Raw genomic sequence first — 14,042 nt, 5'->3', positions numbered from 1 at the left:
GGGCGACATTTCCAATCCTGCGATAAACTTGTTCTCATGTTAAAAAATGAGGCAAAAAGGATGACCACATTTCCCGCCAGTTTATTGATTCTCAATGGTAAAGGCGCTGATAACGCCCTGCTGCGCGACGCCGTAATGCAGTTGCGTGACGAAGGCGTGGAGATCCACGTTCGCGTGACCTGGGAAAAAGGCGATGCCGAACGCTATATCGACGAAGCCCGTCGGCTGGGCGTTGCCACCGTGATTGCCGGCGGTGGCGACGGCACCATCAACGAAGTCGCCACAGCGCTGATTCACTGTCAGGGCGATGATATTCCGGCGCTGGGCATTCTGCCGCTCGGCACCGCCAACGATTTCGCCACCAGCGCGGGCATCCCTGACGAACCGGATAAAGCGCTGAAACTCGCCATCGCCGGTAACGATATCGCTATTGATATCGCCCGGGTGAATGACAAAACCTGTTTTATCAACATGGCGACGGGCGGGTTTGGTACCCGCATCACCACCGAAACGCCGGAGAAGCTGAAAGCCGCGCTGGGCGGTATTTCATACCTGATTCATGGATTAGTGCGCATGGACACCCTGAAACCCGATCGCTGCAAAATCCAGGGTGAGAACTTTACCTGGCAAGGCGATGCGCTGGTGATTGGTATCGGCAACGGCCGCCAGGCGGGTGGCGGACAGCAGCTTTGCCCGGACGCGCTGATTGACGATGGCCTGCTGCATCTACGCATTTTTACCGGTGAAGAGCTGCTGCCTGCTTTGTTCAACACCCTGGCCAGCAGCGACGGTAAGGAGAACCTGGTCGACAGCGTTTCGCCGTGGTTCGAGGTCACCGCTCCCCATGAAATGACGTTCAACCTCGACGGCGAACCGCTGAGTGGCAAAACCTTCCGTATGGAAATTTTGCCAGCGGCGCTGCGCTGCCGCCTGCCGCCGGACTGTCCGCTGCTGCGTTAACTCTCGCAAAGCACCGACGGGGAGCGGCTGGTATAGAATTGCCACGTCCGGCTGCCAGGACGAAGAATTGTTCACTTCCCTGTTGCTGATACAGTCCTAAGCCAAAATTTGTGGCTAGCGGTAAGCTAGCCCAGGTTCTCATGAGTACGCTCGGGTTCTTCCGCGCTGTCTGTAGAAAAAATGCCAACATTAATTACGCCTGCGGGGAAAGAGTATTATTTTTAGTTTAATAAACTTTCATAAAAATCTATAAATAAAAACATCATCTCACATCATTCCGCATCATTTTTTATTGACTGAGCCGCTAACGAATAAACAATACTATCACGTAACCTATTATTATCTAATAAGCAATAAAGTGCTGTTGTATAAATTAATTCATCAGATAAGCTTTGGTGCAGTTTCAGAAGCGATGGTGTTCTTAATATGCAATCTGAAGCTATTTAATTATCAACGCACGTTCCTTAGGAGATATAAAATGAGTAACGAAAAATCGACTAATCCATTATCAGATGCAGCGGCATCAATTACGGTGACGATGAACGATGAGACCAATACACTGCACGGTCTTAATAACTCAATGATGATTTCGCGCGATAATGGCCATTACTGGGAAGCCTATAACGAATATTATCCGAATAGTTTTCCAGGTAGCCCAACAGTTATGGTGGCGAAACTGCAGGAATTAGCCCTTAATTCAGAAGAGTACGATGCGAGTAAAAGCTATGCTGGCGGTTCTGTCGTGCGCTATCAGGGATATTACTGGACTGCACAGTATTGGGCCGACCCGGGCATGGTACCCGGTGTCAATACCGTATGGCTGAAAGGCGATGCGCTGAATTATGAACTCTATGGCACCTTCAAGTTTACTCCCTTTGTTCGCGAAGAGTCCTGGGAGATCTACCGTAAAGGCAAACAGGCTGTGGCGAATCAGCGTAAAGTGATCGGTTATTTCCCGGAATGGGGGGTATATGGCGCCCATGATTATTTCACCCCTGACCGCATCGACTTCTCTTTGCTGACGCATCTGAACTATGGCTTTGCCGTGGTAAAAGACGGCGCTGTCGTGATCCACGATACGGTTAAAGGCCCGGAATTGTTACGCCAGTTGGCAAAGCTGACCAAAGCGCACGGCGTCACCGCTATGGTTTCCGTGGGTGGCTGGAATAACTCTGACGAAGACGTGTTTGAAAAAGCCTGTGCCACCGATGCCGGGGTTGAAAAACTGGCCAACAGCATGGTGTCCTTCATGCGTACCTGGGATTTCGACGGCGTGGATGTGGACTGGGAATACCCGGATAATGAAGTCTCTAAACGCCAGTTTACCTCACTTATCAGCAAATTGCGTACAAAACTTAACGACGCGGGCTTCCTGGATGACCGTTACTATCAGCTTTCCGCCGCAGTCACGACCAACCACAACAATATTCAGTACATTAACCCGGTAGCTACCGCACCGCTGCTGGATAGCGTTAACGTGATGGCCTACGATATTCACGGTGCCTTTGAGACAATCACCGGCCATAATGCGCCGCTGTTTGCCAACAGCCATGATGAGGACCCACTGCTGAACGTCGCCTCTGCAATGAACGAGTATTACGAGACCTGGAACGTACCAAAACACAAACTGATGATGGGCGTGCCTTTCTACGGACGCGGCTGGGGTAACGTCTCTGGTCTTGAAGTTGAGAAAGGGCTGCCGGGCCTGTTTGTCGCAGGTACTGCAACCGTGCATGGCGCGTGGGATGAAGTGGACGAGTTTACCGGTACCAACCCGTTCTATGTTCTGAAGCAGAAACGGGAAAGTGTTGACTATGTCCGTTACTGGGATGACCAGTCCAAGGTGCCGTACCTGTACAGCGCCAGCAAGAAAGAGATGTTGACCTATGACGATGCTGAGTCTATTCAGGCGAAAGTCGACTACATCAACGAGCAGGGTTTTGGCGGTGCCATTATCTGGGATATCAGCGGTGATACCACAGATTTTGAGCTGGGTAAAATTGTGAGTGAGATTAAGAATGTTTCAATTGCTAATGCAGAAACTCCCCATGTCAACTTCTATAAGGAGGTTAACTATACAGGGGCGGTCGTTAAAGTGAATGAGGATACTCCTCTGCTTACTGTAGTGCGAGATAGCGCAGGTAACTCGGTGGATAATTCTTTATCAAGTTCTAATCTGGGTGCTGATGCGCTGGGCTATCGAGTGTACACGGAATATTACTATTTCGGGAATTATACAACCTTCACTAATAATGCAGCAACATACAGTGATTACTATAACAATAGTGTTTCATCAATACGTATTGTTAAAGCGGCATGCTACAACGGCCTCAATGGTGCGAATGAATTTCTGTCAGTTGTTGGTGATATCCCTGATCTTTGGGAGCTCTCTTATGATAACATGTCTTCCATCAAGGTTCTGCCGGGATATATTGTCCGTCTGTACGAAGGTAAATATTATAGCGGAGCCTATAGAGATGTCGTCGGCAGCTCAGAGATTGTTAACCTGAGCTCAATGGCTTTTGATTATAGAGCGAAATCGCTAAAGGTTATTAAAATCGCTCCGGATCCAAAAGTTAAATTCTTTAATGCAATAAATTACACCGGTGACTATCTCAATGTAACTGATGATATTCCTGGTTTGTCTGAGGTTCTTAACTCTCAGGGTGGGAAGGCAGATAATACGTTTATGTCTTCACTCCTTTCAGATGATTGTCTGGGGTGTTATGTTTATACCGACGATAACTATAGTGGGAGTCAAAAGGTAATTATGGGGAATGTAACTCCATTCGATTCTACGTTTTCTGAATCCATATCATCGGTTCGAATTATTAAAGCGATTGCTTATGATGATACACACTATAGTGGTGAAGAAATACATATTTTAGGCGATGTACCAGATCTTGCAGCACTTAACTTCAGTGATAAAATCAGCTCGATTATGGTTGACCCAGACTATATCATTCGACTGTATGATGGTGTAAATTTTACGGGAACGTATTATGATGTCACCGGTCCGCGTACAGGTTTAAATATATCAGGCACGTATATGCAGAACAAAGCATCATCCCTGAGGTTCCGGAAAAAAAATAATAACCCTTACTAATACCAACGGCCACCTGTCATTATGACGGTGGCCGTTTTTTTACAGCAGAAGTGTCGTCCCTCCGGTTTTTAGTCCCCAGCCTAATGAAGAGCTCTGGCCAATTTTTTTTCATAAATAACTGGCGGTATATTCTCGAGCGCGCGATGAATACGCGCCTTGCTATACTTAATACGCCCGTTGTCTGTTATATCCCGAACGTCTTGTTTTTCACAAAAGAGATAGGGAATGTGAGAGGGATCAACTGCGATAAACTGAGCGGATGACGCCGCCAAACAGTCACGTCAATCCGGCAGGCCCGGTCAGCATTGCGCCACCAGGCACTGCCAGAAAAATCAGGCGATGGTGACCCTGGTGTCGAGGTACACATCCTGTACGGCATTAATCAACTGAACGCCGTCAGCCATCGATTTTTTAAACGCTTTACGGCCGAGGATAAGCCCCATCCCACCGGCACGTTTATTGATAACCGCCGTGCGTACCGCGTCCGCAAGATCAGTTTCACCACCCGCCGCGCCACCGGAGTTGATCAGCCCGGCGCGCCCCATATAGCAGTTCGCCAGTTGATAACGCACCAGATCGATCGGGTTTTCGCTGGTCAGCTTGCTGTAAACACGGTCATCGGTATAGCCGAAATTCACCGCTTTATAGCCGCCATTATTTTCCGCCATTTTCTGCTTAACGATATCTGCGCCAATGGTGGCCGCCAGATGGTTCGCCTGACCGGTGAGATCGGCAGAAACGTGGTAATCGACACCGTCTTTCTTGAAGTCCGGGTTACGCAAATAAGCCCACAGCACAGTCACCATACCCAGTTCGTGCGCGCGTTCAAACGCTGCGGAAATCTCTTCAATCTGGCGACGCGACTCGGCAGAGCCGAAATAGATTGTCGCCCCTACCGCTACCGCGCCCATGTTGAACGCCTGCTCAACGCTGGCGTAGAGGGTCTGGTCGTAGGTGGTCGGGTAGCTCAGGGTTTCGTTGTGGTTCAGCTTCACCAGAAATGGAATGCGGTGCGCGTAACGGCGGGACACCGACGCCAGCACGCCGTAGGTGGAGGCCACGCAGTTACACCCGGCTTCGATCGCCAGTTCGACAATATTCTTTGGATCAAAATAGAGCGGGTTGGCGGCAAACGAGGCGCCAGCGGAATGTTCCACGCCCTGATCGACCGGCAAAATAGACAGATAGCCTGTCCCGGCCAGACGCCCCGTGTTATACAGCGTCTGCATATTTCGCAGTACTGCCGGGGGGCGGTTATTATCAATCATCACACGGTCAACGTAATCATGACCCGGCAAATACAGCTGATCAGCGGAAATGGTCATACAACGGTGCTGTAACAGGCTGTCGGCGTCTTTGCCAAGCAATTGCGCAATATCAGTCATAGCGATGCTCCCGTAAGTTCCGACATGACGTCGGAGATGGATTGTCCTGACCCGCACCATCGCGGGCAGAATAAGCCTGGTACTGCAGGGGCATTTTTGCCAGCCGACAAGGTGTTTTTAAGCACAATCCGCTGTCACGTTTCAGGTCAGGTAATTTGCGAGAGCGATCAAATTTTCCGATCAAAGGTATTTAAAAGGTATTATTCATTGGTATTGTTAAGGCGTACCTTACCTGTCATGAAGGATTTAACGATGAAAACTACAGTAAAGCTGTCGTTCATGATGTTTGTTGAATGGTTTATCTGGGGCGCCTGGTTTGTACCACTATGGCTGTGGCTGAGTAAAAACGGGTTCAGCGCAGGGGAAATTGGCTGGTCTTATGCCTGTACGGCGATTGCGGCGATCCTGTCGCCAATCCTCGTCGGCTCGCTGACCGACCGTTTTTTCCCGGCGCAAAAAGTGCTGGCCGTACTGATGTTTGCCGGGGCGATACTGATGTATTTCGCCGCGCAGCAAACCACCTTTGCTGGCTTTTTCCCGCTACTGCTCGCCTACTCGCTGACCTATATGCCGACGATAGCCCTGACCAACAGCATCGCCTTTTCTAACGTCCCGGACGTCGAACGCGATTTCCCGCGCATCCGCGTCATGGGCACCATTGGCTGGATTGGCTCCGGGCTGGTGTGTGGTTTCCTGCCGGAAATGCTGGGCTACGCCGACATCTCGCCGACCAGCATTCCGTTGCTGATCACCGCGGGCAGTTCAGCGCTGCTGGGAGTGTTCGCTTTCTTCCTGCCGGATACGCCGCCGAAGAGCACTGGCAAGATGAACCTGAAAGTCATGCTGGGGCTCGACGCGCTGATCCTGTTGCGCGACAAGAACTTCCTGGTCTTCTTTTTCTGCTCTTTCCTGTTCGCAATGCCGCTGGCGTTTTACTACATCTTCGCCAACGGTTATCTCTCCGAAGTGGGCATGAAAAACGCCACCGGCTGGATGACGCTCGGCCAGTTCTCTGAAATCTTTTTTATGCTGGCACTGCCTTTCTTTACCAAACGTTTTGGTATTAAAAAGGTATTGTTACTTGGTCTTATCACTGCCGCCATTCGCTACGCGTTCTTTATCTACGGTGGTGCGGACCATTACTTCACTTACGCCCTGCTGTTCCTCGGCATCCTGCTGCACGGCGTGAGCTATGACTTCTACTACGTCACCGCGTATATCTACGTTGATAAAAAAGCGCCGGTAACCATGCGTAACGCCGCACAGGGGCTGATTACCCTCTGCTGTCAGGGGTTCGGCAGCCTGCTTGGCTACCGCCTGGGCGGTGTCATGATGGAGAAAATGTTCGCCTATAAAGAACCGGTGAATGGACTGACCTTTAACTGGGCGGGCATGTGGACCTTCGGCGCGGTGATGATTGCCGTGATTGCAGTCCTGTTTATGTTGCTGTTCCGCGAGTCTGATAAAGAAATCACTGCCATTAAGGTGAATGAAGACAACCGCGATATTGCGTTAACACAAGGGGAAGTTAAATGAAATACGAGCGTATTCTCGGTGCCTTATATGGCCAGGCGGTAGGGGATGCGATGGGCATGCCATCGGAACTGTGGCCGCGCTCACGGGTAAAAGCGCACTTCGGCTGGATCGACCGTTTTCTCCCCGGTCCGGCAGAAAACAGCGCCGCCTGCTATTTCAAACGTGCTGAGTTTACCGACGACACCTCCATGGCGCTGTGTCTTGCTGATGCGCTGCTGGAGTGTGAAGGTCAGATCGATCCGGATGTGATTGGCCGTCACATCCTCGCGTGGGCCGAACGTTTTGACGCGTTCAATAAAAACGTGCTCGGCCCGACGTCGAAAATTGCGTTACGTGCCATTCGCGACGGCCAGCCGGTCAGCGCGCTGGAGAACAACGGCGTCACCAATGGCGCCGCCATGCGCGTATCGCCGCTGGGCTGCATGTTGCCGGCGGCGGATCTCGATCGTTTTATTGATGATATCGCCCTCGCCTCCAGCCCGACGCATAAGTCTGATCTGGCGATTGCCGGTGCGGTGGTGGTGGCGTGGGCGATTTCCCGCGCCATCGACGGCGAACGCTGGGAGAACATTGTCGAGGCGCTGCCTGCCATCGCAAGGCATGCGCAGGAAAGACGCGTCACTACCTTCAGCGCCTCACTGGCGGCACGGCTGGAGCTGGCGCTGAAAACGGTGCGCGAAGCTAATGGCGTGGAATCCGCCAGCGAGCAGCTTTATCAGCTCGTCGGCGCGGGTACCAGCACCATTGAATCGGTACCCTGCGCCATTGCGATGGTGGAACTGGCGCAGACCGATCCCAACCGCTGCGCAGTGCTGTGCGCTAACCTCGGCGGCGATACCGATACCATCGGCGCGATGGCTACCGCCATCTGCGGCGCGCTGCAGGGCGTTGACGCTATCGACCCGGCACTGAAAGCGGAGCTGGACGGCGTAAACCATCTGGATTTCACCCGTTATGCCAGTGCACTGCGGGGGTATCGTCAACAGCGGGAGGCACTATGAAGGCATCAGGACTGGCCGATAAACTCAGAACGCTGGATCAGCAGCGCCCGGTCACGGTGATTGGCGCGGCGGTGATTGACGTCATCGCTGATGCTTACGCCCTGCCCTGGCGCGGCTGTGACATCGAGCTTAAACAGCAGGGAGTGAACATCGGCGGCTGTGCGTTAAACATCGCCGTGGCGCTGAAACGACTGGGGATCAGCGCCTGCAATGCGTTGCCGCTCGGTCAGGGTGTGTGGGCCGAAATCATCCGCAACAATCTGGCGCGCGAAGGGCTGGTCAGCGCGATCGATAACGCCACCGGCGACAACGGCTGGTGCCTGGCGCTGGTTGAACCCGACGGCGAACGCACGTTTATGTCGTTCAGCGGGGTGGAAAACGAATGGGTTCCGGCGTGGCTGGAGGCGCTGCCGGTGCAGGATGGCGGGCTGGTTTATCTCTCTGGTTATCAACTGGCGTCGCCGTGCGGCGAGCTGCTGGTCAACTGGCTGGAGAACACCACGGGCATGACGGCACTGATCGACTTTGGTCCGCGCATTGCCGATATCCCGCCAGCGCTGATGGCTCGCATCATGGCCTGTAAACCGCTGGTATCGCTCAATCGCCAGGAAGCGGAAATCATCGCGGAAATCGCGGAGTTACCGGCAGAGACCCGCGCCTTTGGTCAGGCCTGGCTTGACCGTTACGGCACACCGGTGATTATTCGTCAGGACAAAGACGGCGCCTGGTATTTCACGCCTGAGACGCAGGGGCACGTTGCCGCGTGCCCGGTAGAGGTCGTCGATACGATAGGCGCGGGAGACAGTCATGCAGGCGGTGTTCTGGCCGGGCTGGCGGCGGGCTGGGCATTGCCTGACGCGGTCAGACTGGGAAATGCGGTCGCCTCCTGGGTTGTCGGGCATCGCGGCGGCAACTGCGCGCCCTGGCGCGAGGAATTACTCCTCGCACACGAAAACGTATAGATCGCTGCGGCAGTGGCTGATGCTGTATTCAATCGGCCGCTGCACCTGGTCCAGCGCCACCTGTTTGATCACCAGCACCGGGATCCGGTCATCCATTTTGATATGTGACTGAAATTCAGCGTCCGGCATGCGGGCGCTGACCCGCGAGCGCGTACGCTGCGGGAAAATGTTCTGGCTGCGAAAGTAGTCGTACAGTGAAATGCCAATCGCGTCGGGATCAGCAATCAGCGGCGCTGGCACCCAGGACTCCTCAATAGATACCGCGTCTTCATCAACGTAACGAATACGTTTGAGCAAAAAAACTTCACTGCCGGGCGGCACCGCCAGCTCCACCGCCACCTCGTCCGGGCAGGCGACGATGCGCTTGTTGACCCACAGCGTATCCGGCTTTTTACCGCGCAATACCACCTGCTGAGAAAACCCGCGCGCCTCTTTCAATGAATATTCAAAGATATTATTGATTTGCGTACCGTAGCCGCGCGCGCGGGTGACCACGCCTTCGTCTTCCAGCGTCTGCATCGCCTTGCGCACGGTAATGCGCGATACCCCGGTCAACTGGCTGAGATCACGCTCGCCAGGCAGGATATTGCCGTGTTCAAGCCAGCCGCTGCGAACCGCATTTTTCACCGTTTCGGCAAACTTCAGATACAACGGCATATTGTCGGCAGCGGCGATGCGCTCATTCAGTTGCTCAATAAGACGGGTATGCGCTTGTTCCATCGACTCTTTTCCTGGCAGTGGTCTCCTGCCAGTATACTACCACCACGCATGAAAGTGATGCACTGGACCAATTCCATGCCCCACTTCCAGCGAATCCGCCTGCGCCAGCGCGGCTGACAGCCACGCTTTCGCCTCCGGCACGGTCTCCAGCCAGTTATTATGACGCGGGCGCAGCGCCGCCAGCGCCGCCGACAACGTGCAGCCGGTGCCGTGAGTATTTTTCGTCGGAACGCGCGGGGTGGTAAACCGCTGCTCGCCTGCGGCGGTAAACAACCAGTCCGGGCTTTCGGCGTCATCCAGATGCCCGCCCTTCATCAGTACCGCCTCGCAGCCCAGCGCCCGGAGCGCGCGTCCCTGTTCGAGCATTTCCCGCTCGTTCTGCGCATGCGGCGCATCCAGCAGCGCAGCCGCTTCCGGCAGATTCGGCGTGATCAGCGACACCTGCGGAAGAAGATGTTTGCGCAGGCTCTCGACCGCCGACGGCGACAGCAGTGGATCGCCACTTTTCGCCAGCATGACGGTATCGAGCACCACATTCTGAATGCGGTAGCGTTGCAGTCGCTCCGCCACCGCTTCGACGATATCCGTCTCCGCCAGCATGCCAATTTTGGTGGTGTCGATGCGCACATCGCTGAACACTGAATCGAGTTGTGCGGCGACAAAATCCGGTTCAATACGATAAACCGACTGCACGCCGAGAGTATTTTGCGCCACCAGTGCGGTGATCACCGCGCAGCCATACGCGCCGAGCGCCGAAAAGGTTTTCAGATCAGCCTGAATACCTGCACCGCCCGTCGGGTCTGTTCCGGCAATGGTCAGAGCATTAATACGTTTCATTTCTGTGCCTCCCCGCTAAGCGCGTACAGCGCATCAAGGAATGCGGGTTCGAATGCCCCCGGCCCGTTGCCGTTTCGCGCAGCCATCTCGCCTGCCTGTTTCATGACGCCACAAGCAGCAGCGACGTTGACCAGCCGATCGCCCGGCAAGGAACAGAACGCAGCGACCACCGCCGACAGCGCGCAACCGGTGCCGACCACGCGAGTCATCAACGGAGAACCACCCGCCACCGCAAGGGTTCGCTCGCCGTCGGTGACATAATCCGTTTCCCCGGTTACAGCAACAATCGCCCCACTCTGCTGCGCCAGTTTCTGCGCGGCCGGGACAGCGGCGGTAGCCGTGTCGGTGGTATCGACGCCGCGCCCTCCCCGGCTCATTCCGGCAAGCGCCATGATTTCAGAGGCGTTACCGCGAATGGCGGCAGGTTGCAAATGTAAACTTTGCTGGCAAAAGCGGGTACGCAGCGACAACGCGCCGACGGCGACCGGATCCAGCGTCCAGGGTTTTCCCGCCTTCACTGCGCTACCGATCGCCGCCTGCATCGCTGTGGCGCGATCTGTCGTTAAAGTACCGACGTTTATCAACAACGCATCGGCGACAGCCGCAAACTCGGCGGCTTCATCAGGATCAATCACCATCGCCGGTGACGCACCGAGCGCCAGCAGAACGTTAGCGGTAAACGTCTGAACAACGTCGTTGGTCATGCAATGCACGAGCGGAGAACGGGTGCGGAACGAATGTAAGGACTGCGCGATGTGCGCCGGACTAAGCAGGTCAGATGGCATGGTATGCTCCTGCCAGGTTGTGAAGAAGCGATGACCGGGCAGGTCTCTGACTTCCCTACGCTGGCATTATCCAGATCAGGTGGTACGGGTCTTTCTCAGCCTTCACCGTGTGAAGGGCACCCCGAGTCATTAAAAATCCATTTCAGGATAATGCCCGCAGGCGGTCTTGTAAACGCCAAACGCGGGACAGCAAAAATAAGAAAAGGCCACCGCAGTGCCCTTTTCTCAGTTCAGTGCGCGACATTATTGCGGGAGCTTATACGCCTGACGAGCTAACAGCTTCCACGCGCCAGCGCTGTCTTTTTTCATGACCAGCATCACCCCGATTTTCACTTCACCCGGCTTACCGCTGTCGTTGGTTTTGGCTTCCAGAATATGACGGACAATCGCAACGTCGCCATCAACCTGGACGGTCTGATCGTTCAGATTCAACGTCTTAAACTGTGATTTGCCGGTGACGATAGCATCTACAAATTCAGCATTGTTTTGGATAACACCGCTGGAATGTCCATAGCTCAGGGAAGGCAAACCAACCTTTTCGAGGCTGGATTTTTGCCCACTGAGCATAGCAAGACGCATGTTTTCCACGGCATCATTCACCGCTTTCACATCCGCGCTTTGTGCAAAACAGGTGCTGCTTAACAACAGTAATGCCGTACACATTAGTTTCTTCATTGTTATCTCCTGTGATTTTCACGGGTACTTATTTTTTGTATGAATAGTCAGACTTGATAGTATTTTTATGGAATATGTTTTTACTAAAAGAGAAACGATGTTTTATTGAGGTGCATCACAGGCTGTGAAAATTCTCAGCCTGGGTCGCAGTCAATGGAGTACGTCAACCACCTGACCGTGGATACTGGCGGTGATTGTTGACGGCTCTGCGGGGTGTATACTTCGCTGGTGGCTGTCGGCGAAACTGAACAGTTTATTTCCCAACCTGCCGCCCGGGACGCTGCCGGGTTCCTCGTCATGACGGTGCTGTGATGCTGCCGGAGAAGTTCAGAGAAATCCGGTTATTCATCGCGTTTATGTTCAACCTGGTTACAATTTTTCCTGAACATATTATTCTCTGATTCCATTAAGATAATCTTTCCCCTGCTCACGCCTGTGATTTTGCGGGGCTGGTACCAGACTGATTTTGTGGAGAAATAATGGGTAAGTGTAGATTGCTGTTTCTCAGCGCATTGCTGGCAGTGGCGGGTGCAAGCTGGGCCGCACCGGCAACGGTAGCGACCTCAGGCCTGCAAAAATATGAACTCGATGGATTCATCGCCGATTTTACCCATTTCAAAATCGGTGACACCGTGCCTGAATTGTATCGCACTGATGAATACAAGATTAAACAGTGGCAGTTGCGTAACCTGCCAGCACCGGATGCGGGAACGTACTGGACTTACATGGGTGAGAACTACGTGCTGGTTTCGGAAGCGGACGGCAAAATCCTGAAAGCCTACGACGGCGATATCTTCTACCACCGCTAACAGACAGGTGCTACGCCACACGCGTAGCACCCTCTGACATTACACCGCGCGGAACGCAATCTCGCTCGGGATCACTTCGCCCATCCAGTACAGCTGCGAGGCCACACGGCCAGCCAGCTGACGATAAGATGCAGTAAATTCACTCTCCGGGCGGCTGACCACGGTCGGGGTGCCGCGATCGAGATCTTCACGCAGACTGATATGCAGCGGCATCTGGCCGAGCAATTCAGTGTGATACTGCTGCGCCAGTTTCTCTGCGCCACCGGTGCCGAAAATCGGCTCATGATGACCGCAGTTGCTGCAGATATGCATGCTCATGTTTTCGACAATCCCCAGCACCGGCAGATCCACTTTCTCGAACATCACAATGCCTTTTTTGGCGTCGATCAGCGCTACGTCCTGCGGCGTCGTTACCACGACAGCACCAGTAACCGGGATATTCTGCGCCAGCGTCAGCTGGATATCGCCGGTGCCTGGCGGCATATCCAGCACCAGATAGTCCAGATCCGGCCACAGGGTCTCCTGCAGCATCTGCAACAGCGCTTTGCTGGCCATCGGGCCGCGCCACACCATGGCGTTGTCGTCAGTGACCAGATAACCGATAGAGTTAGTCGCCAGACCAAATTTCATGATTGGTGCCATGTGAGTGCCGTCCGGCGACGTCGGGCGCTGGTCTTCCGCACCTAACATCATCGGTACCGACGGACCGTAAATGTCGGCGTCCAGAATACCAACCTTCGCCCCTTCGGCTGCCAGCGCCAGCGCCAGGTTTACCGCCGTGGAGGATTTCCCCACGCCGCCTTTACCGGAGCTGATGGCAATAATATTTTTCACGCCGTTGACGCCCGGCTGATTCTTCACGCGTTTCATCGTGGCGATGCTGTGCGACAGCTTCCAGTCGATCGCTTTCGCGCCAGTGATGCGCAGCAGTTCAGCGCTGCACTGGTCTTTCAGCGCTTCAAACGCACTCTGCCAGACAAACGGCATCTGAATTTCGATATGCACAACGTCGTCCAGCAGGGCGACATGATGCAACGCCTTCAGCGTCGTCAGGTTGTGCTTCAGGGTTGGGTGCTGAAAATTGGCCAGCGTCCCGGCGACCATTGCACGCAGGCGCTCCGGGGAAGTGGCCTGGGATTGTGAACTCATCCCGACTCCTTTGTTCTTGTGAGTAAACGCGTTAATCAACAAGTTTACCTGAAAGGCTCAGGTTTGTGCTTACTTAATAATGACCCTTTTGGTAATATCGAAAGCCCTTTTCACTAT

General features: G+C 53.9%; 12 protein-coding genes, 1 pseudogene and 1 riboswitch. Of the genes and pseudogenes, 7 read left to right on the top strand and 6 right to left on the bottom strand.

The window, feature by feature from the left end; all coding sequences use genetic code 11:
- Positions 1–60 precede the first annotated feature (60 nt).
- The gene (yegS, locus tag AOY23_RS15485; RefSeq protein WP_054180249.1) at positions 61–960 is read left to right on the top strand and encodes a lipid kinase YegS; all 900 of its coding nucleotides are present in this window, start codon (positions 61–63) and stop codon (positions 958–960) included.
- Between the two features lie 478 nt (positions 961–1,438).
- Positions 1,439–4,066 carry a glycosyl hydrolase family 18 protein gene (locus tag AOY23_RS21955; protein WP_072171024.1) on the top strand — a complete coding sequence of 876 codons (2,628 nt, stop codon included), beginning with the start codon at positions 1,439–1,441 and terminating at the stop codon, positions 4,064–4,066.
- Between the two features lie 332 nt (positions 4,067–4,398).
- On the opposite strand, the gene fbaB is transcribed toward AOY23_RS21955, so the two are convergent.
- A complete protein-coding gene (gene fbaB / locus AOY23_RS15470; protein WP_038160125.1) occupies positions 4,399–5,451 on the bottom strand; it encodes a class I fructose-bisphosphate aldolase in 1,053 nt (350 codons plus the stop codon).
- Positions 5,452–5,703: 252 nt separating this feature from the next.
- On the opposite strand from fbaB, the gene AOY23_RS15465 reads away from it, so the two are divergent.
- From AOY23_RS15465 to AOY23_RS15455, 3 genes are read left to right on the top strand one after another with little or no spacing between them, the layout of a single operon-like run.
- On the top strand, positions 5,704–6,987 hold the full coding sequence (locus tag AOY23_RS15465) for a nucleoside permease (protein ID WP_054180247.1): 1,284 nt from the start codon (positions 5,704–5,706) through the stop codon (positions 6,985–6,987).
- The gene (locus AOY23_RS15460) at positions 6,984–7,988 is read left to right on the top strand and encodes an ADP-ribosylglycohydrolase family protein (protein WP_054180246.1); all 1,005 of its coding nucleotides are present in this window, start codon (positions 6,984–6,986) and stop codon (positions 7,986–7,988) included. Before AOY23_RS15465 ends, AOY23_RS15460 begins: the two co-directional genes overlap by 4 nt.
- Positions 7,985–8,950 carry a PfkB family carbohydrate kinase gene (locus AOY23_RS15455; RefSeq protein ID WP_054180245.1) on the top strand — a complete coding sequence of 322 codons (966 nt, stop codon included), beginning with the start codon at positions 7,985–7,987 and terminating at the stop codon, positions 8,948–8,950. The genes AOY23_RS15460 and AOY23_RS15455 overlap by 4 nt, the downstream gene beginning before the upstream one ends.
- On the opposite strand, the gene AOY23_RS15450 is transcribed toward AOY23_RS15455, so the two are convergent.
- From AOY23_RS15450 to AOY23_RS15435, 4 genes are all read right to left on the bottom strand, one after another.
- Positions 8,924–9,670: a GntR family transcriptional regulator gene (locus AOY23_RS15450; RefSeq protein ID WP_054180244.1), complete on the bottom strand. Its 747-nt coding sequence runs from the start codon at positions 9,668–9,670 to the stop codon at positions 8,924–8,926. The genes AOY23_RS15455 and AOY23_RS15450 overlap by 27 nt on opposite strands.
- Positions 9,671–9,706: 36 nt before the next feature.
- Entirely contained in the window at positions 9,707–10,507 is an 801-nt protein-coding gene (thiD, locus tag AOY23_RS15445; protein WP_054180243.1) for a bifunctional hydroxymethylpyrimidine kinase/phosphomethylpyrimidine kinase, read from the bottom strand.
- Complete coding sequence (gene thiM / locus AOY23_RS15440; protein ID WP_054180242.1) at positions 10,504–11,292, bottom strand: hydroxyethylthiazole kinase; 789 nt, start codon at positions 11,290–11,292, stop codon at positions 10,504–10,506. Before thiM ends, thiD begins: the two co-directional genes overlap by 4 nt.
- Before the next feature lie 35 nt (positions 11,293–11,327).
- A riboswitch (TPP riboswitch) is annotated at positions 11,328–11,426 on the bottom strand.
- A 109-nt stretch (positions 11,427–11,535) separates the two neighbouring features.
- On the bottom strand, positions 11,536–11,967 hold the full coding sequence (locus AOY23_RS15435; RefSeq protein ID WP_054180241.1) for a nuclear transport factor 2 family protein: 432 nt from the start codon (positions 11,965–11,967) through the stop codon (positions 11,536–11,538).
- Between the two features lie 181 nt (positions 11,968–12,148).
- Between AOY23_RS15435 and AOY23_RS23035 the strand changes: the two are divergent.
- Together AOY23_RS23035 and AOY23_RS15430 are read left to right on the top strand one after the other, a co-directional pair.
- Positions 12,149–12,250, top strand: a pseudogene (locus tag AOY23_RS23035) (fluoride efflux transporter CrcB); the annotation flags it as partial.
- A 196-nt stretch (positions 12,251–12,446) separates the two neighbouring features.
- Positions 12,447–12,776 carry an RcnB family protein gene (locus AOY23_RS15430; protein WP_054180240.1) on the top strand — a complete coding sequence of 110 codons (330 nt, stop codon included), beginning with the start codon at positions 12,447–12,449 and terminating at the stop codon, positions 12,774–12,776.
- A 39-nt stretch (positions 12,777–12,815) separates the two neighbouring features.
- Here AOY23_RS15430 and apbC read toward each other — a convergent pair whose 3' ends face one another.
- A complete protein-coding gene (gene apbC, locus AOY23_RS15425; protein ID WP_054180239.1) occupies positions 12,816–13,925 on the bottom strand; it encodes an iron-sulfur cluster carrier protein ApbC in 1,110 nt (369 codons plus the stop codon).
- Between the last annotated feature and the right edge of the window lie 117 nt (positions 13,926–14,042).

It is taken from the genome of Trabulsiella odontotermitis, assembly GCF_001297775.1.
Lineage (GTDB): Bacteria > Pseudomonadota > Gammaproteobacteria > Enterobacterales > Enterobacteriaceae > Trabulsiella > Trabulsiella odontotermitis.
This window is presented reverse-complemented; position numbering and strand designations above follow the sequence as displayed.